This is a genomic window from Halobellus sp. EA9, from assembly GCF_051195055.1.
GTDB lineage: Archaea > Halobacteriota > Halobacteria > Halobacteriales > Haloferacaceae > Haloquadratum > Haloquadratum rubicundus.
This window is the reverse complement of record NZ_JBNTJW010000006.1, coordinates 90,282-108,090: the sequence shown is the minus strand read 5'-3', so window position 1 is coordinate 108,090 and position 17,809 is coordinate 90,282. Positions and strand designations below refer to the sequence as shown.

Genomic DNA, 17,809 nt, shown 5'->3' with positions numbered 1-17,809 from the left:
TCGATTCACCGCTCGGGGTGGACCGGCGCGTCGAAGCTGCCGCGGACGAGCGGCTTCGCGATGTGCCGGCGCGCGCACGGCGGCACCTCGTACCACCCGCGTTCGAGATCGCGGTCGATTTCGACCGTCTCGGGCCCTGGTGCCGACGTCCCGCAGTCGCGGCATCGGTAGCCCTGATCGCGCCCGGCGCTCTCCATCGAGCGACCGCACTCGCCGCAGGTCGGCGTCGTCTCCGCCGTCCGGTCCAGCGACCGGACCGCGAACTTCTCGACCTTCAGGGTGCCCTCGCTCACCTCGCCGCAGACCGTGAGTTCGTCGCCCGCCCGAACCGCGCGGACCCGGTCGCGGAAGCGCTTCGTCGGCTCGAAGGCGACGCAGTCGACGGTCGCGTCGGCGTCCAGGCCGCGGAGGCCGAAGAAGACGTGGCCGCCGCGGCGCGTCTCCGGGGCGTCGGCGACGACGCCGTCGACGCGGTACGCGCGGCCGTCGCGGAGGTCGCCGACGGTCCCCTCGCGGAGGTGCCCGTCCGTCCCCTGATTCGTCAGGAACGTCGCGGCGCGCTCGATCGGCTCGCTCTCGATGCGGTCGGCGACCGCGCGGACGGTCTCGGCGTCGTCGCCGCGGATCCCATAGAGGATGGGCCCCGGCGCATTCGGGACGCAGACGGCCTCGCCTTCGGCTCTGTCGACGGTGTCCCAGGCCGTCGGGTAGTGGTCGGCGGCCGCCTCGAAGACCGACGCCTCGTCGACGTCCCTGGGCGTGCCGCACCGCTCGAACGCGCGGTAGGCGACGTGCTCGTAGGTCCACTCGTTGAGGCCGGCCCAGGCGCCGACGGCCGCGAGCGCGCCGATCCGCCCCCGGCCGCCGGCCCACCCGCGGTGTGCGTACCCGTGGGCCTCGATCAGGGATCGGGCCTCGTCGAGACCCAATAGCTCCCGAACGGCGCGGGTCGCGAACGCCGCGACGGGGGCGGGCACCTCGTCGGGATCGACGTCGGCGACGACGACTCCCGGACTCGTCCGCGGGTCGTCGGTCTCCGCCAGCGGTTCGAGTTCGGCCGCGGCGAGGTCGAGCGCGCGGTCGGCGTCGAAGTCCGTGTGGAGCGCGAGCGCGGCGTTGCCGCGGGTCTTGTGCTCGACCGCCGGATTGAGACGGACCAGCAGTCGGCGGTGGACGGTCGCGCCGGCGCGCTCGATGGCCTCGGCGAGCCGCGCCGCGAGGTACGTGGTACACATCCCTCGCTCGCGGGAGTCGGTGTCGTCGAGGCCGATGACGGTCATCGCCGCTCCATAGTCGACGGCGTGTCTAACGCCTTTCGGGACCGTCGCTGGGGCGGCCCCCGGCCGGGACACCTTTCACGCGCTCCGTCGTAGGGGCCGATAGAATGTCAGACGCGCCCCGGGACGGGCCCTCGATACGTCGCGTCCGGAATTCGATGTACGACGTGCTGCGCGAAGCGTTCATCTCGGGGCTCGCGGTCGTGGTCCCGCTCGTCATCACCGTCGCGGTCTTCCTCTTTCTCTTCAACACGGTCTATCAGTACATCAGCCTGTTTTCGGACCTCGTCCTCTCCCTGCCGGTCGTCTCTCTCATCCCCGCTGTCCTGAACGTCAGCCCTGAGACGGTCCTGGAGGCCGCGGTGCCGGTCGTCGTCTTCGGGGCGGTGCTGGCCGTCGGACTCTTGGTGAACAGCTCCCGGTACGGCGAGCGCGCCGTCGAGTACTTCGACTACGTGATGGCGCAGGTCCCGGGCGTCGGCTCGGTCTACGAGAGCTTCCGGCGGATGAGCGACGTGATGATCGAGTCCGACGCCGAGAACTTCCGCGAGGTCAAACTCGTGGAGTTCCCCCACGAGGACGCGTACACGCTCGGGTTCGTGACGACCGAGACGCCTGAGGCGCTTCGCGCGGCCGCGGGCCACGGGGAGATGCTCACGCTGTTTCTCCCGATGGCGCCCAACCCCGTGATGGGCGGCCACCTCGTCCACATACCCGCCGAGCGGGTGATGGACGTCGACCTGACCGTCGAGGAGGGCATCCAGGCGATCGTCACGAGCGGCGTCGCGATGTCGGGCGGCCACGACGCCGGGCTCTCCCGCGAGGAGCTCGCGTCGCTGACGGCCGACTCGATCGTGACCGATGAGGACGACGGAACCGCCGACGCGGACGCCGATGCGGACCGTCGGCGAGAGCCGGACCCGGAAGATCCCGCTCCCGACGCCGACCCGCGAGAGTCGGTACAGGCCCGCTACGACGACCGGGTCGACCCCAAACACGCCGAGACGCCCGCGGACCTCGCGCGCCGCGAGCGCGACCCGGACCGCCACGAGGAGACCGAGGTGCCCCCCGAGCGGGCCGCGGTCCGGCCCCCCGACGGGGAGGACGAGTGACCCGTCGCCGGGAGGTCGCGACCGCAAAGCACACCCTCGGCGGCCGCCCGTGACCGAGTATGCCGTTCGAGCTTCGGGACCACACCGCCGACGTCGCCGTCGAGGCCGCCGCACCCACGCTGTCAGGCGTCTTCGCGGCTGTCGCAGACGGCCTCGCCGCGGCGTCCTGCGACGAGATCCCGGCCGCGGGGGGCGAGACGATCGAGGTCGCGGTCGACGCCCAGCGCCCGGAGGCGCTGCTGTTCGACTACCTCGATCAGCTCATCTACGAGCGCGACGTCCGCGCCGTGCTCCCGGTCGACCACGAGGTCCGGATCGAGGAACCGTCGGGAGGTCGCGACGAGTGGCGGCTGACCGGGACGTACCGCGGCGTCCCGCTGGACCGCGTCGACGCCAGGGAGGTGAAGGCGGTGACGTACTCGGAGATGCGGCTCGACGAGACGGACGCGGGCTGGTCGGCGTACGTCGTCTTCGACGTGTGACCGATCGGCCCCTCGCTCTCGGAAGTGGTTTGTGTGACCGGTTCGATGTCCCACCGAGATGAGAGACCGCGTAGTGCGGCTCGCCGGCGTCGTCCTCGTCCTCGCCGTGGTCGTCGGGGGCGCCGCGACGACGACGAGCGCGTCGGCCCAGCCGACGGACACCATCGCGCAGACGGGGATCAACCCCGACGACGTCTCGATGCGAATCACCCTCCGCGAGAACGGCGACGCGGCCTGGGCGATCGACTACCGCGTCCGCCTGGATACCAACGAGACGACGGACGCGTTCCTCTCCTTGCGCGAGGACATCCGGGCGAACGAGTCGCGATACACGAGCCAGTTCCGCGACCGGATGGCCTCGACGGCCGCCACCGCGGAGAACGCGACCGGACGGGAGATGGCCATCCGCAACGTCTCGGTCTCCGCGACCAGACAGCAGCTCCCGCAGGACTACGGGATCGTCACCTACACGTTCGTCTGGACGAACTTCTCGGCGGTCGACGGCGGGGAGATCCGCGCCGGCGACGCCATCGGAGGCCTCTTCCTCGATAGCGAGACCTCGCTGCAGTTCGCCTGGCCCGAAGGCTACGGGCTGGAGACCGTTCGTCCGGAGCCATCGGACCTCCGCGAGGAGTCGCGGATCGTCGTCTGGAGCGGCCCGCTGGACTTCGGGCCGAACGAGCCGACGCTTGCGGTCTCCGAAGCGGCGGCCGGCGGGGCACAGACACCGGACGGGGGGACGACGACCACGGCGCCCCCGGGAGACACCGGCGGGCTCGGGCCGATCGCCTGGGGAGCGGTCGGTCTCGTCGTCGTCGCCGTCGCGGTCGGCGGGTGGGTCCTCTACCGACGGCGCGGCCCGTCCGGGTTCCCGGACGGAGTCGGGACGGGAGCCACCGATTCGACCGGGGATTCGAGCGGAGCCGGTACCAACCCCGCGGGGGCAGATACGTCGTCGTCGGCTGCGGCGGTCGATACCGGACCGGACGCCGACGCCGCTGATTCGGGTGTGGCCGCGGATACGACGACCGCCCCGGACGAGGCATCGAGCGCCGGAAGCGACGCGTCGACATCGGAGACGCCCGACGCCGGCGGCGACGACGCGGCAGAAGCGGCGGCCCAAGAGCCCCCGTGGGAGGACGAACTGCTGAGCAACGAAGAGCGCGTCCTCGCACTCGTCGAACACGAGGGCGGGCGGATGAAACAGCAGGAGGTCGCACAGACGCTCGATTGGACCGACGCGAAGACGAGCCAGGTCGTCCGGAAGATGCGCGACGAGGGTGATCTGGACGCGTTCCGCCTGGGTCGCGAGAACGTCCTCGTGTTGCCGGACGAGGAGTTCGGTCCGGGACCGGAGGGAGACGAATGACGGCCGTCGAATCACGCGTTCGCGCCGAGAGCGGCCACAATCGGGCGATAAACCGAGTTAATCCGCGCAAAATTGGGACGAGTATGATCGAGGTATATGGCGATACGACGCCAAGGGGGAATCGATGAGGTCTGTATCCGCGCTCTTCGTCGCCCTCGTGGTCGCGGCGGCCGCACCGATCGGCGTCGCTGCCGCATCGGGGATGCCAGCCGCCGCGACGGGACTGGCCGAGATGCAGGACGACGGAATCACCGCACAGGCGACGGCGACGAACACGACGACCGCACCGAACGAGACGGAGGCGGCGACCGCCGAGCCGACGTCGAGCGACGACGCGGCGAGCGAAAACGACTCGGCCGATCCGGAGCCGATCGAACCGGGAGCCCAGCTGGCCGCCGTCGTCGGCGTCCAACAGATCGAGATCGGTAGCGAGGTCGAGGCTCGGACCTTCGGCCAGCGGGTCGCCGCGGCCAACAGCAACGCCTCGAAGGCCGAGGTCGTCGCCGACTCCCTCAACGACAGCCGAGAGCAGCTGACGGAGCTCCGCGACCGACTCGCGGAGTTGGAAGCGGCCCACGAGAGCGGCAACATCTCCGAGGGCCGGTACCGTGCCCGCACGGCACAGGTCTCGGCTCGGATCAACGCCATCGAACGACGGCTGACCCAGGCGAACGAGACCGTATCGGCGCTTCCCGAGGCCGTCCGCGAGGAACACGGCATCAACGTCTCGAACATCGAGCGACTCCGCACGGAAGCCAGGAACCTCACGGGCCCCGAAGTCGCCGCCATCGCGCGTGAGATCGCGGGCGAGAACCCCGGTCGCGGGATGGGCGGCCCGCCGGCGAACGCCGGGCCGCCCGAAGACGCCGGGCCGCCCGAGGACGTCGGTTCCCCCGGACGTAGCGGCGAGGCACCGGGGCGGAGCAACGCCACGGACGGCAACGAGACGAGCGAGGGTCCCGGGAACGGCCAGGGGCCGCCGGCAGCGGACAACGAGTCGGCCCGGGGAAACGGTAACGGGAGCGGAAACGAGAACGGAAACGGGGACGGCGCTTCCGGCCGATCCGGAAACGGCCCCGGTGGTTCGAAAAACGGGAATCAGGCGGCTCCCGGTAACGACGAGCGAAACTCGGGAAACGGGAACAACGGTGAAGGCGAACGCGGGCCGGGAAACGGGGGCAACGGAAATAGCGGAAACGGAAATTCGGGCCCTGGCAACGGAAACCGTGGCGGATCGAACGACGCCCCCGGCCGAAGCGGTGGCTCCGGAAACAGCGGCTCGGACGGTAGCTGACGGAGCTTCTTCGCTCGCGCTCTTCGGGCGTGCCCGATATTCGGATTTGATATCGAGGGGATAGCGTTATATCCGTCGGCACGCACTACGCGAACGATGGAGTACGCGTACCCGATCGTCGGGTTCTTCGTCGGGATGGGGCTCGTCGCCACGAGCGTCCTGACCGCGTTTATGTACACGCCGACCACGTCGTCGTCGGTCGACACCGCGATCACGGCGTTCACCGGCGTGACCCTCCACATCGGCGACTTCCTCGCCGTCTCGTCGGTGATCGCCATCGCGTTCGGCCTCCTGGCGACGCTCTTCGGGATCACGTACCCGCTCGTCGTCCCCTTCGCGGTCGCCTACGGCCTCACACACGTCATCGTCTACTACTCGTCGCTCCACATCACCGACGTCCAGAGCCAGCCGGTCGATCCCGACTTCGACATCCGGGAGAATCCGCTCCAGCTCGTCACGCTCTCGATCCCCGGGGCGTTGATCCTGCTTCCGTCGAACCGAAAGAACTGATAGTAATTACTCTCACTGTTTACCGCCGAACGCCACCCCCCGTAACGGCGTTCGGCGGTAAGAAACGAGAGTAATCACTGTGATCGGTCGGCGAGATCCGACGATCGAACGGGGAGGCTTTGCCGGAACCGTCTGTGCTCCGGTGCTTCGCGATTTCGGACTCTGGACGGGACCTCGCGGAGGAAATCGCCGATCAGGTCCGAACGCGCGGATAGGTCAAACGGTTCTTTGAGACTAAGTCGCTTTTAGGTGGTTCTCCCACGTAGCCGGAAGTGCCCCGGTTGGGCCGCCCGCGATCCGGTCCCCGCCGACGCGACGCACCCCGATCCACCCCCTCCCCACCCACCCTCACCTGAGCCCCTCCGGATCGGTGGCTTCCGACCGGGCACCCCCGCTGACGCATTCCTCCGCTTCGTTCCGGTCTGCGCGCCAGACCAGTGCCTCATAGTGATTACTCTCGTCTCTTACCGCCGAACGCCACCCCCGGTAACGGCGTTCGGCGGTAAACAATGAGAGTAATCACTATCAGTTGTTCTAAACGTAGTCCCGGCGATCGGTCTAAATTGGCCGGCGATCGGCCCAAATGCACCGGCGATCGGATTCCGTAGAATCAGTCGGTCGCGTCGGACGAGCGGTCCTTGATGGCCGCCAGCGCTTCGGCGACCTGCCGTCGCGTCGACGCCAAGTCCCCGGAGTTGTCGATCGTCGCGTGCGTCCGCTCGATGGGCTCGTACCGGTCGCGGAACTGTCGGTAGATCTCCACGTCGGCGTCGCTCTCGTCGCCCTCACGTTCGCGGATCCGCCTCTCGACGACGGCGGCGTCGCACTCGACGGCGACGATGTCGAGCGGGACGCCGATCTCGGCGGCGACTGCGGCGGCCCGGTCGCGGTCCGCGCGCTTCCGGAACGTCCCGTCGAGGACGGCGACCCCGCCGTCGGCGGCTTCACGTCGCCCCCGGGCGAACAGTTCGTCGTAGACGGCGACGCGCTCTTCGACGGTGTACTGCGGGTCGGGAAAGCGGTCCTTCCGGACGACGTCGGTCCGGATCAGGCGGCCGTCGAGCCGGTCTGTGATCTCACGGGAGACGGTGGTCTTCCCGACGCCCGGGAGGCCGGCGACGACGATCAGCCGCCCGGTCATCGGTGTTGCTCTCCGTTGGATCGGCCGCGGATGCGAGCGTCGGACGACTGGACGGAGGCGGAGAACTGCGGCATCGGCGTTGGGAAGCCAGGGGTGGGATTTGAACCCACGAAGTCTCGATTACAAGTCGAGTGCATGAACCGCCCATGCTCCCCTGGCGCGGGCGGACCTACTCAGTCCTCCTTTGAGTGTGTGTCGTTTTCCTCGGCGGCCGGATTCGGAGACGGGGGCGGGGCCGAGCCCGCGTTCGAGTCCGATTTCGGGTCGGACTTCCCGCTGCCGGTGTCGGTTTCGCCGTCCGGATCGGTCCCCTCGGCTCCGACTGCCTTCTCGAATTGGATCCGGTGCGGCGCGTACCCCCGATCCCGGTAGAACGCGCGAGCGCGATCGTTCGCCGCCATCGCCTCCAGGGAGACCACCGTCGCGCCGGCCGACTCCAGGGCGGACTCGGCGACGTCCATCAGTTCGGCGCCGATCCCCTCGCCCCGGTACGCGGGGCGAACGTAGATGTTGCGGACGACGCCGCGCGTCACGTCCTGTTCGTAGGCGCCCTCCTCGGGGCCGAACGTGACGAAGCCGACGATCTCGCCGTCGCGGCGCGCCACCTGCACCCCGCCGGTGACGGCGTGCCGCGCCAGCGTGTCGCGGACGGTCGCCCGGTTCGCCTCGGGCAGGAGATGCGAGTCGTGGGCGCGCTGGTCGGTCGCGAGCGCGACCCACAGATCGACCAGCGCGTCGACCTCGGAGACGTCGGGGCGCTCGATCGCGACCGTCGGCTCGCGGTCGTCCCTGCCGGACCCCTCCGATCCGTCCGGTTCGCCCATAGACGCCGCGTTCGCCCGGGAGACGGATATATCGTCGGATCTGTCCCCTTCCGCTCTTTCCCCCGCCGGCGAGCGACGACGCTTTCACCGCGGCCGCCCCACGTTCGGCCGATGGACCCGGTACGCTCCGATCCGAAACTGGGACCCCTCGTCGACCGCCACGGCGACCTGCCGATCGGCACGGCCGACGACGAGTTCGAGCGCCTCGTGGTCGCGATCGTGAACCAACAGCTCTCGACCGACTCCGCGGCGGCGATCCGCGAGCGCCTGTTCGACCGCGTCGAAGTGACGCCGCGCGGCGTGCTCGACGCCGAGGAGGCGACCCTCCGGGACGTCGGCCTCTCCCGACAGAAGATCGAGTACGTCCGCAATGTCGCCGAGGCGTTCCGCGAGCGCGACCTGACGCGCGAGGGGCTCGCCGACGCCGACGACGAGGCGGTGATCGCGACGCTTTCCGAGATCCGCGGGGTCGGGACCTGGACCACGAAGATGTATCTCATCTTCGTGCTCGGCCGCCCCGACGTCTTCCCCGTCGAGGACCTCGGGATCCGCGCGGGGATGGCCGAACTCTACGGCTTCGCGGACGACGACCGCGCGGCGATGGTCGATCACGCCGAGCGGTGGCAGCCGTACCGGAGCTACGCGAGTCGGTATCTCTGGCGCGCGGTCGACTGATAGTGATTACTCTCGTCTCTTCCCGCCGAACACCGTCATCGAGGGGTGGCGTTCGGCGGTAAACAGTGAGAGTAATCACTATGATACTGCGTGCGGGCGCTGTCACCGCCGAGTCCCACTTCCGTCGACGACGCTCGGCGAGGGGAGACGGGAAGAAGTAAACGCGTCTCACGTTTCTTTTCCGAGTCAAAGAAACGTTGAAACGCGACGCCGCCCACGACGACGTATGGAGATCGAAGACGTCAACGTGATCACGGTTCTCGGCGCGGGCAGTATGGGCCACGGGATCGCGGAGGTCGCCGCCCTCGCAGGGTTCGAGGTCCGCCTCCGCGACATCGAATCCGAGCTCGTCGACGACGGGATCGAGAGCATCGAGTGGTCCCTCGACAAGCTCACAGAGCGGGGCCAGATCGAGCGGGCGGACGCCGACGCGGCGCTCGACCGGGTCTCGGGCCACGTCGACCTCGCGGCCGCCGTCGACGACGCGGACGTCGTCATCGAGGCCGTGCCGGAGAAGATGGCGATCAAGAAGGACGTCTACGACGACCTCGAAGCCGCCGCGCCCGACCGGACGGTCTTCGCGACGAACACCTCCAGCCTCTCTGTCACCGAACTCGCCGCGGTGACAGAGCGCCCCGAGCGCTTCTGCGGGATGCACTTTTTCAATCCGCCCGTCCGGATGGAGCTCGTCGAGGTCATCGCCGGCGACGAGACCGACGAGTCGACCCTGGAACTGATCGAGGACCTCGCGGTCGAGATGGGCAAGACCCCCGTCCGGGTCCGCAAGGACAGCCCAGGCTTCATCGTCAACCGCATCCTGGTGCCGCTGATGAACGAGGCCGCGTGGCTCGTCGAGACCGACGAGGCCACCGTCGCCGAGGTCGACTCGACGGCGAAGTACGGGCTCGGCCTGCCGATGGGCGCCTTCGAGCTCGCAGACCAGGTCGGGATCGACGTCGGCTACCACGTCCTCGACTACATGCACGAGGAACTCGGCGAGCGCTACCGCCCCGCGCCCGTGCTCGAATCGAAGGTCGAGGCCGGCGACCTCGGCAAGAAGACGGGCGCGGGCTTCTACGACTACGCCGACGGCGATGGCGCGCAGGTGCCGTCCGACCAGACCCGCGACGACGTCGCCGACCGCCTGCTCGCCGTGCTCGCGAACGAGGTCGCGGGCCTCGTGAGCGAGGGCGTCGCCGACCCCGAGGCCATCGACACCGCGGTCAAGCTCGGCGGCCGGTGGTCCGACGGCCCCGCGAAGATGGTCGACGAGGCGGGGCTCGGAGACCTGCTCGACGTGCTCGAATCCCGCTACGAGGCGACCGGCGCCGAGCGCTACGAGCCCGTCTCGTACCTGCGCGAGCTCGCTGACGCGGGCGAGCGGTTCCACGCGGGCGGCGACGCCGACGCCGACGACGGATACGACTACGAGACGCTGACCGTCGAGGTCCGCGAGCGCGTCGGCCATATCCGACTGGACCGCCCCCACCGGATGAACACGATCACCGGCGAACTCCTCGACGACCTCGCGGACGTCGTCGAGCGGTTCGAGGCCGACGACGCGGTCAGAGCGATCCTCGTCACCGGCGCCGGCGACCGCGCCTTTTCCGCGGGGGCGGACATCCAATCGATGGCCGGCGGCGTCGGCGACGTCAACACCGCCGCGGACCTCTCCCGGAAGGGTCAGGAGACGATGGGCCGGCTCGAATCCGCGGAGCTTCCGGTCGTCGCCGGCATCGACGGCTACTGCCTCGGCGGCGGGATGGAACTCGCGATGGGTGCGGACCTCAGAATCGCCTCCGAGCGCTCGGAGTTCGGCCAGCCCGAACACGACCTCGGCTTGCTCCCCGGCTGGGGCGGCACCGTTCGGCTGCCGCGGATCGTCGGGATGGGCCGCGCCAAGGAGATCATCTTCACCGCCGACCGCTACGACGCCGAGACGATGGTCGAGTACGGCTTCGTCACCGAGGCCGTTCCGAACGCCGAGTTCGAAGAGCGCGCCTTCGAGCTGGCGCGGGACCTCGCTGCCGGTCCGCCAATCGCCCAGCGGTACACCAAGCGCGCGATGCACCGCGGCTGGGACGACGTCGACGCCGGGCTCGACGTCGAGGCGCAGTCGTTCGGACTGCTCTTCGACACCGACGATCTGATGACGGGGATGACCGCGTTTATGGGCGATCACGAGCCCGAATTCGAGGGGAAATGAGAGCGCGGTGGTGAACGCGTCGGTCCCCGAGACGTGCGCGAAACCGTGCCGTACCGCTTCCGTAACGGAATATTTAAACAGGTCTGACCGCGACATTGTGATGCGGGCTCGGTTGGTGTAGTCCGGCCAATCATCTTGGCCTTTCGAGCCGAGGACCAGGGTTCAAATCCCTGACCGAGCATCCCAAGTTTCCTACTGTCCTGTCCCGGCTGTGGTACCGAACGTAGTGAACACCACGAGCCAGGTCAACCTAGATCTATCTGGACTATACCTGATAGGAGAGCCACCCCCAGCGAACACTCCCACCACAGCAGAAGAGGCTCGCAGAAACAATCATCGAGCGACGTTGGTGATATAAAATTAGATAATTAAATTCTGCGTGTCAAAACGCACTCGTTACCCCGACAATGGCTATATTAGGTAATGTACAGAACTAGTACCCGATTTAAATATCAGATATGAAAACACGAGCGCGGTATTTTAATAGGGGAATTATGAACCAATCGGCCGTATGAACGTGTTCTCGCTGATCGGGGGTTCGAGCCTTCTGGGAGTGGAGTCCGAGGGCGTCGGCAACGCAGGGAAACAGTCCGAATCGCCGACCGGGGCCCGAAAAAGCGGCGACGTCGGCAGAGCCGATAGCTTCGACGTCGGGTTTCACGCGATTCTCAATCACATCGATACGCCCATCTTCGTTCTGGACGCCGACGGCGACGTCGTCCACTGGAACCGCGCCCTCGAACAGCTGACCGGCGAGAGCCGGGACGACGCGCGGCGGCTCGCCCGCGAACACGGCTGTTCCGGTCCGGCGTTCTACCACGACGGCCGGCGGTCGAAGACGCTCGCGGACAAGGTCGTCGACGCGCCCGAGACGACGGACGAGGCGTACGGCGTACCCCGGATCGACGACGTGGGCTACACGCTCTACGCCGACGAGAGCGTGATGAAGGACGCCGACGGGAACGACCGTCACATCGAGTTCAGCGCGGCCCCCGTCTACGACGACGACGGCGACCTGGAGGCCGTCGTCGAGATGATCCACGACCGGACCGAAGACGCCCTGGAACAGGAGGAACTCCGGGAGCTCGTCGGCGAGCTCCAGTCGACGATGGGCGCGATCGAGAACGGGAACCTCGACGCTCGGGCCTCCGTGGACGAGACGGAGTTCGTCAGCGACGACCTGCTCGAAGTCACCGACAGCCTCAACGAGATGGCGTCCGAGCTGGAGGGGATGATCGAGGAGATCGCCTCCGTCGCCGACGAGCTGGCCTCGACCAGCGAGGAACTGAGCGGCACGAGCGAGGAGGTCACCGCCTCCATCCAGGAGATCGAAGCGTCCAGCAGCGAGATCGTGAACGGGACCGAGGACCTCGCGGAGAAGGCAGAGCGGGCCAGCGCGAACATCTCCAACCTCTCGGCGTCGGTCGAGGAGGTCAGCGCCTCGGCCGACGAGGTCAACGACCAGTCCCAGCGGGCGGCGTCGCTGACCTCCGAGGGCGTCGAGGAGGCGACGACCGCGATAACGCAGATACAGAACGCGGTCGAAGCCGCCGACCGGATCGAAGACGACATCGACGCGCTGGAGGCACAGATGGACGAGATCGGCGAGATCTCCGAGCTCATCTCCGACATCACCGACGAGACGAACCTCCTGGCGCTGAACGCCAACATCGAGGCCGCACGCGTCAGTTCGAACGGGAACGGCGACGGCGACGGGTTCGCCGTCGTCGCCGACGAGATCAAGTCGCTGGCCGAAGAGTCCCAAGAGCGAACCGAAGAGATCACGGCGATCATCGAGGAGACACAGGAGCGGACGACGACCGTCGCCGACCGGATCGACGAGACGACTTCGGAGATCACAGACGGCGCCGAGGCGGTCGAGGCGGTCGTCGAGACGCTCGACGACATCGACGAGGCGGTGGATCGGGCCAGCGACGGCGTGAACGAGATCAGCGAGGCGGTCCAGTCACAGGCCACCGAAGCCGAGGAAGTGAGCGTCGTCGTCGAAGACACCTCCGCGATGTCGGAGGAGATCGCCAGTTCGATAAACCAGATTTCGGCCGGCGTCGAACAGCAGTCGTCGGCGATGGAGGAGGTCTCAGAGATGGCCCAACAGGTGAGCCACTCCGGACGGGAACTCCACGAACAGGTGGCGCGGTTCGACACGGAGCGAGCGTCCGGAACCGGCGCCAGCGCCGATTGAGCGGCATCCTGATACTGTCGGACACAAGTCTGTGAAGAATTTCGCCGCCTGGGGCGGCGAATATCTTGAAACAGTTGTGTCCGACAGTATGAATCGAACGCGGACGGCGGCTCGGACGGATCGTCGCCGCTTTCGAGCTCGTTCCGTATCCTTAATGATAATTTCACCGCAAAACCTTAGCGCGCCCCGCGATGTGTAACTCGTGATGGTAGGGGGGAAGGTCTCGAACGGGGTCGCCGGAGCGATCCGCGTCCTCCACGTCGACGACGATCCGGGGCTCGCAGATCTCGCCGCGGAGTTCCTGGAGCGCGCGGACGACCGCATCACCGTCGAGACCGCGACGGACGCCGAGGAGGGCTGTGCGCGCCTCGACGAGCGCCGCTTCGACTGCGTCGTCTCCGACTACGATATGCCCGGCCGGAACGGGATCGACTTCCTCGAAGACGTCCGCGAGCGGGACCCGAACCTTCCGTTCATCCTCTTCACGGGCAAGGGCTCCGAGGAGATCGCGAGCGAGGCGATCTCGGCGGGCGTCACCGACTACCTCCAGAAGGAGACCGGGACCGACCAGTACGCCGTGCTGGCGAACCGCGTCGCGAACGCGGTCGAACACGACCGGTCTCGGCGGCGCGTCGAGCGGAGCGAGCGGCGGCTCCGGGAGATCATCGACGCGCTCCCGCACCTCCTGTATGTCGTCACGGAGGACGGCACCTACTCGATGGCCAACGAGTCGCTGGCGCGGTTCCACGACACCACCGTCGAGGAGATCGAGGGCGCGCGGCTGGAGGCGGTGCTCGGCTCGGACGGCGCCGCGTGGTTCCGCGAGCACCTCCAGACGGTGCTCGAAACCGGCGAGCCGAAGCAGCTCCCGGCGATGCCGCTTTCGGCGTCGGACGACGACGACGTCCACGTCTTCGAGACGCGGCTGTTCCCCTACACCTTCAGCGAGACCGACACGCGAACGGTGCTCGGCATCGCGGTCGACGTCACCGAGCGAAAGGAGCGCGAGGAGCGGCTGAACGCGCTCGTCGAGCGGTTCGAGTCGCTCCAGGTGGCCGCGCGAAAGCTCGTCCGCACCGACGACCGGGAGGAGATCGCACGGATTCTGGCCGAGACGCTCGATGAGGTCTTCGAGTACCCGCACACGGTCGTCCGCTACTACGACGACGGGCTGTTGCGGCCCGTCGTGATCACCGAGGCCGTCCGCGAGGAGATGGGCGAGCGCCCCGCCTATCGGGTCGGCGAGGGGCTCCCGGGAGAGGTGTTCGAGACGGGAGAGCCCCGCCGCTTCGACGACCTCTCCGACCGCGACGACGGGATCGACCGCGGCGGCCACCGATCGGCGATGTACCTCCCGATCGGCTCCCACGGGACCCTCACCGTCGGCGAGGCCGAATCCGGGGCCTTCGACGAGTCCGATCAGGGCCTGGTCGAAACGCTGCTCCACCACGCGGAGGCGGTGCTGGATCAACTGGACCAACAGGCCGCGCTCGAATGCCAAAACGAGCGGTTGGAGGAGGTCATCAGCCTGGTCTCACACGACCTCCGGAATCCGCTGAACGTCGCCGCGGGCTCGCTGGAGCTGGTGGTCGAGACGGGCGATCTGGAACACCTCGACACCGCCGCGCAGGCCCACGAGCGGATGCGGGAGCTGATCGAGGACGTGCTCGCGCTCGCGCGGGAGGGCGACCCCGTCGGGGAGCACGAGCCCGTCTCGATCCCGGCGGTCGTCGAGGCGTGCTGGCGGAACGTCGACACCGCCGAGGCGACGCTCCGAGTCGAGACCGAGCGCGCGATCAGAGCCGATCGGAGCCGGCTCCGACACCTCCTCGAGAACCTCTTTCGGAACGCCGCGGAACACGGTTCCGCGGGCGGTCAGCCGTCGGCCGACGACGCCTCGGAGCGCGTCGATACCGGCGTGACGGTGACGGTCGGGGACCTCGAAGACGACGCGGGATTCTACGTCGCCGACGACGGCCCCGGCATCCCGCCCGACGAGCGCGAGCGCGTCTTCGAGAGCGGCTACTCCACCGCGACGAGGGGCACCGGCTTCGGGCTCGCGATCGTCCGGCGGATCGCGGCGGCCCACGGCTGGGAGGTCGCGGTGACAGACAGCGAGGCGGGCGGCGCCCGCTTCGAGATCACCGGCGTCGAGTTCGCCGAGTGACGCCTCGGTGCCGACAGTACCTATACAAGCCCGCCGTCACACCTACGGGTCGTGGAGACTCGCCACCGCACGGTCGTCGGCGACGCGGGCGCGATGTCGGCGGTCGCCGACGACGCCGTCGACCTGGTCGTGACCTCGCCGCCGTACCCGATGATCGAGCTGTGGGACGAGCAGTTCGCGGCGCAGTCGGACGCTGTCGCGTCGGCCCTGGACGCCGCCGACGGCGAGCGGGCGTTCGGGGCGATGCACGACGTACTCGACGCCGTCTGGCGGGAGGTCGCGCGCGTGCTCCGGCCGGGCGGCGTCGCGGCCGTCGTCGTCGGCGACGCGACCCGGAGCCTGGGGGACCGCTTTCGGGTGTATCCGAACCACGCGCGGGTGCTCGATGCCTTCGAGTCGCTCGGGTTCGACCCGCTCCCGGACGTGCTGTGGCGGAAGCCGACGAACGGCGCGGCGAAGTTTATGGGCAGCGGGATGGTCCCGCCGAACGCCTACGTGACGCTCGAACACGAACACGTCCTCCTCTTTCGAAACGGCCCCGCGAGGCGCGCGTTCGATCCGGGCGAGACGCGCCGCTACGAGTCGGCGTACTTCTGGGAGGAGCGGAACCGGTGGTTCTCGGACGTCTGGACCGACGTGCGGGGCGCGCGACAGGCGCGGGCGCAGGGCGACAATACCGCCCCGACCGCCTCGGCGACCCCGAACGACACCGACGCGGCGCGCGACCGCACGGCGGCGTTCCCCTTCGAGATCCCCTACCGGCTGGTCTGTATGTACTCGGTCTACGGAGACACCGTCCTCGATCCGTTCCTGGGCACCGGGACGACCGCGCTGGCGGCGATGGTGGCCGGCCGCGACTCCGTCGGCTACGAACTCGACGCCGACATCCTCGCGGCGCTGGACGAGCGCGTCGCCGACCTCCCGGAGCGATCCGAGCGGGTCGTGGCCGAGCGGCTGGAGGCCCACCGCGACTTCGTCGAGGAGCGCCGCGCCGACGGCGAGACGTTCGGCTACGAGGCCGCACACTACGACTTCCCGGTCCGGACACGGCAGGAGCGGGAGATCCTGTTCAGGACCGTCGACGACGTGACCCGGACCGACGACGGGTATCGCGTTGCCTACGAGCCGTACGAGTCCCGCTGAGAGCGACTCGCGAGTCGCTCACTCCCGGAGGTCGGCGGCGACTTCCCGCGCCCGCCGGCGGATCGCGTCGGCGTCGCCGGTCTGGAGGCCGCCGAACGCCGCGTCGTAGGCGACCTCGCCGTCGACCATCGTGAACGTCACGTCGTCGCCGTGGGCCGCAAAGACCAGGTGCGAGAGGGGGTCGTGCAGCGGCGTCGCGCGCGTGAGGTCGGTGTCGAGCGCGATGACGTCCGCCGTCCAGCCCTCACGGAGCGCGCCCACCCGCTCGAATCCCGCGGCGCGGGCGCCGCCGAGCGTCGCCATCTCGAAGACGACCTGCGCGGGCGTCGCCTCCGGATCCAGGCGGTCGACCTTCTGGAGCAGGCTGGCCTGTCGCATCTCGGTGAAAGGGTCGAGCGTGTTGTTGCAGGGCGGGCCGTCGTTGCCGAGCGCCACGTCGATCCCGCGGTCGAGGTAGTCGACGACCGGCGCGATGCCGGAGGCGAGCTTCATGTTCGACGACGGGCAGTACGTGACGTGGGTGCCGGTCCGTTCGAGGATGTCGCGCTCGCGCTCTGTCGTGTGGACGCAGTGGGCGAGCACGACGTCGTCGCCCGTCAGCCCGACCTCGTCGAGCCACGCGATGTTCCGCATTCCCGTGTCCTCGCGGACGGTCTCGACTTCCTCTTCGTTCTCGCTGGCGTGGGTGTGGATCCGGACGCCGTCGTACCGATCGGCGATCTCGCGGGCGCCGCGCAGGCACGCCTCCGTGCAGCTCACGGCGAAGCGCGGCGTGACGGCGTACCCGATCCGGCCGTCGGCGGCGCCGTGGTACATCTGCACGAGGCGCTCGGTCTCGTCGAGGGCGGCGTCGGTGTCCTCTTCGAGGCCCTCTGGCGCGCGCTTGTCCATCAGGACCTTCCCCATCCGGCCGCGGATCCCGAGGTCGATCGCGGCCTCGAAGGCGGCGTCGGCGTGACGGACCGAGAGGTGGTCGATCGCGGTCGTCGTGCCGCTCTCCAGCAGTTCCAGGTAGCCGAGTTCCGCGGCGACGCGCATCTCCCGCTCGCCGAGGCCGGCCTCCATCGGCAGGACGTGTTCGAAGAGCCACTCCAGGAGGGCGGTGTCGTCGGCGATGCCCCGCCCGAGGCTCTGGACCGAGTGGACGTGGCCGCCGACGAGCCCCGGCGCGAGGAGATCGAACTCCCGGACCGCGTGGTCCGGGTAGGCGTCTTCGACCTCGGCCCGGGGACCGACGGCCGCGATGCGATCGTCGGCGACGACGACCGCGCCCTCCTCGTAGACGGTCTCCGGATCGGCGACGACGGTCCCTGCCAGCAGCATCCCACCGCTCGGAGTGGGTCCGACGACAAGTGCTTTGCGCTCTTTTCTCCGTTCTCCATCCTGTCTTCCCCACCGCCCGACCC

At 68.7% G+C, this 17,809-nt stretch carries 14 protein-coding genes and 2 tRNA genes; 11 read left to right on the top strand and 5 right to left on the bottom strand.

Going from position 1 to position 17,809, the window contains the following annotated elements:
• Nucleotides 1-5: 5 nt before the first annotated feature.
• Complete coding sequence (locus tag ACQUQ0_RS09335) at nucleotides 6-1,280, bottom strand: TiaS agmantine-binding domain-containing protein (protein ID WP_435184747.1); 1,275 nt, start codon at nucleotides 1,278-1,280, stop codon at nucleotides 6-8.
• A gap of 104 nt (nucleotides 1,281-1,384) precedes the next feature.
• Between ACQUQ0_RS09335 and ACQUQ0_RS09330 the strand changes: the two genes are divergently transcribed.
• The 5 genes from ACQUQ0_RS09330 (at nucleotide 1,385) to ACQUQ0_RS09310 (ending at nucleotide 6,044) form a co-directional block, all read left to right on the top strand.
• On the top strand, nucleotides 1,385-2,389 hold the full coding sequence (locus tag ACQUQ0_RS09330; protein ID WP_435184745.1) for a DUF502 domain-containing protein: 1,005 nt from the start codon (nucleotides 1,385-1,387) through the stop codon (nucleotides 2,387-2,389).
• A gap of 59 nt (nucleotides 2,390-2,448) precedes the next feature.
• Nucleotides 2,449-2,871 (top strand): archease, encoded by a 423-nt coding sequence (locus tag ACQUQ0_RS09325; RefSeq protein ID WP_435184743.1) that lies wholly within the window; start codon nucleotides 2,449-2,451, stop codon nucleotides 2,869-2,871.
• 58 nt (nucleotides 2,872-2,929) lie between these two features.
• The gene (locus tag ACQUQ0_RS09320; protein WP_435184741.1) at nucleotides 2,930-4,240 is read left to right on the top strand and encodes a helix-turn-helix transcriptional regulator; all 1,311 of its coding nucleotides are present in this window, start codon (nucleotides 2,930-2,932) and stop codon (nucleotides 4,238-4,240) included.
• A gap of 124 nt (nucleotides 4,241-4,364) precedes the next feature.
• Nucleotides 4,365-5,534, top strand: coding sequence for a hypothetical protein (locus tag ACQUQ0_RS09315; RefSeq protein WP_435184739.1), 1,170 nt, complete (start codon nucleotides 4,365-4,367; stop codon nucleotides 5,532-5,534).
• A 96-nt stretch (nucleotides 5,535-5,630) separates the two neighbouring features.
• Nucleotides 5,631-6,044 carry a hypothetical protein gene (locus ACQUQ0_RS09310; protein WP_435184737.1) on the top strand — a complete coding sequence of 138 codons (414 nt, stop codon included), beginning with the start codon at nucleotides 5,631-5,633 and terminating at the stop codon, nucleotides 6,042-6,044.
• Nucleotides 6,045-6,654: 610 nt separating this feature from the next.
• Here ACQUQ0_RS09310 and ACQUQ0_RS09305 read toward each other — a convergent pair.
• From ACQUQ0_RS09305 to ACQUQ0_RS09295, 3 genes are all read right to left on the bottom strand, one after another.
• Nucleotides 6,655-7,185, bottom strand: a complete 531-nt coding sequence (locus ACQUQ0_RS09305; RefSeq protein ID WP_435184735.1) for an AAA family ATPase — start codon at nucleotides 7,183-7,185, stop codon at nucleotides 6,655-6,657.
• Between the two features lie 85 nt (nucleotides 7,186-7,270).
• Nucleotides 7,271-7,344 (bottom strand) — tRNA-Thr (locus tag ACQUQ0_RS09300).
• 14 nt (nucleotides 7,345-7,358) lie between these two features.
• Nucleotides 7,359-8,009 (bottom strand): GNAT family N-acetyltransferase, encoded by a 651-nt coding sequence (locus ACQUQ0_RS09295; RefSeq protein WP_435184733.1) that lies wholly within the window; start codon nucleotides 8,007-8,009, stop codon nucleotides 7,359-7,361.
• Between the two features lie 111 nt (nucleotides 8,010-8,120).
• On the opposite strand from ACQUQ0_RS09295, the gene ACQUQ0_RS09290 reads away from it, so the two are divergent.
• From ACQUQ0_RS09290 to ACQUQ0_RS09265, 6 genes are all read left to right on the top strand, one after another.
• The gene (locus tag ACQUQ0_RS09290) at nucleotides 8,121-8,684 is read left to right on the top strand and encodes a DNA-3-methyladenine glycosylase family protein (protein ID WP_435184731.1); all 564 of its coding nucleotides are present in this window, start codon (nucleotides 8,121-8,123) and stop codon (nucleotides 8,682-8,684) included.
• A 226-nt stretch (nucleotides 8,685-8,910) separates the two neighbouring features.
• Nucleotides 8,911-10,890 carry a 3-hydroxyacyl-CoA dehydrogenase NAD-binding domain-containing protein gene (locus tag ACQUQ0_RS09285; RefSeq protein WP_435184730.1) on the top strand — a complete coding sequence of 660 codons (1,980 nt, stop codon included), beginning with the start codon at nucleotides 8,911-8,913 and terminating at the stop codon, nucleotides 10,888-10,890.
• Nucleotides 10,891-10,996: 106 nt separating this feature from the next.
• Nucleotides 10,997-11,071, top strand: a tRNA-Glu gene (locus ACQUQ0_RS09280).
• A gap of 330 nt (nucleotides 11,072-11,401) precedes the next feature.
• A complete protein-coding gene (locus tag ACQUQ0_RS09275; RefSeq protein WP_435184728.1) occupies nucleotides 11,402-13,093 on the top strand; it encodes a methyl-accepting chemotaxis protein in 1,692 nt (563 codons plus the stop codon).
• A gap of 205 nt (nucleotides 13,094-13,298) precedes the next feature.
• On the top strand, nucleotides 13,299-15,260 hold the full coding sequence (locus ACQUQ0_RS09270) for a response regulator (protein WP_435184727.1): 1,962 nt from the start codon (nucleotides 13,299-13,301) through the stop codon (nucleotides 15,258-15,260).
• Nucleotides 15,261-15,311: 51 nt separating this feature from the next.
• Entirely contained in the window at nucleotides 15,312-16,403 is a 1,092-nt protein-coding gene (locus tag ACQUQ0_RS09265) for a DNA-methyltransferase (protein WP_435184726.1), read from the top strand.
• An 18-nt stretch (nucleotides 16,404-16,421) separates the two neighbouring features.
• On the opposite strand, the gene ACQUQ0_RS09260 is transcribed toward ACQUQ0_RS09265, so the two are convergent.
• A complete protein-coding gene (locus tag ACQUQ0_RS09260) occupies nucleotides 16,422-17,726 on the bottom strand; it encodes a 5'-deoxyadenosine deaminase (RefSeq protein ID WP_435184725.1) in 1,305 nt (434 codons plus the stop codon).
• Nucleotides 17,727-17,809: the final 83 nt, after the last annotated feature.

Excerpts from the sequence above, each read along its gene's own strand:
- ACQUQ0_RS09335 (WP_435184747.1), bottom strand. The coding sequence starts at position 1,280 with ATGACCGTCATCGGCCTCGACGACACCGACTCCCGCGAGCGAGGGATG.
- ACQUQ0_RS09330 (WP_435184745.1), top strand. The coding sequence starts at position 1,385 with ATGTCAGACGCGCCCCGGGACGGGCCCTCGATACGTCGCGTCCGGAAT.
- ACQUQ0_RS09325 (WP_435184743.1), top strand. The coding sequence starts at position 2,449 with ATGCCGTTCGAGCTTCGGGACCACACCGCCGACGTCGCCGTCGAGGCC.
- ACQUQ0_RS09320 (WP_435184741.1), top strand. The coding sequence starts at position 2,930 with ATGAGAGACCGCGTAGTGCGGCTCGCCGGCGTCGTCCTCGTCCTCGCC.
- ACQUQ0_RS09315 (WP_435184739.1), top strand. The coding sequence starts at position 4,365 with ATGAGGTCTGTATCCGCGCTCTTCGTCGCCCTCGTGGTCGCGGCGGCC.
- ACQUQ0_RS09310 (WP_435184737.1), top strand. The coding sequence starts at position 5,631 with ATGGAGTACGCGTACCCGATCGTCGGGTTCTTCGTCGGGATGGGGCTC.
- ACQUQ0_RS09305 (WP_435184735.1), bottom strand. The coding sequence starts at position 7,185 with ATGACCGGGCGGCTGATCGTCGTCGCCGGCCTCCCGGGCGTCGGGAAG.
- ACQUQ0_RS09295 (WP_435184733.1), bottom strand. The coding sequence starts at position 8,009 with ATGGGCGAACCGGACGGATCGGAGGGGTCCGGCAGGGACGACCGCGAG.
- ACQUQ0_RS09290 (WP_435184731.1), top strand. The coding sequence starts at position 8,121 with ATGGACCCGGTACGCTCCGATCCGAAACTGGGACCCCTCGTCGACCGC.
- ACQUQ0_RS09285 (WP_435184730.1), top strand. The coding sequence starts at position 8,911 with ATGGAGATCGAAGACGTCAACGTGATCACGGTTCTCGGCGCGGGCAGT.
- ACQUQ0_RS09275 (WP_435184728.1), top strand. The coding sequence starts at position 11,402 with ATGAACGTGTTCTCGCTGATCGGGGGTTCGAGCCTTCTGGGAGTGGAG.
- ACQUQ0_RS09270 (WP_435184727.1), top strand. The coding sequence starts at position 13,299 with ATGGTAGGGGGGAAGGTCTCGAACGGGGTCGCCGGAGCGATCCGCGTC.
- ACQUQ0_RS09260 (WP_435184725.1), bottom strand. The coding sequence starts at position 17,726 with ATGCTGCTGGCAGGGACCGTCGTCGCCGATCCGGAGACCGTCTACGAG.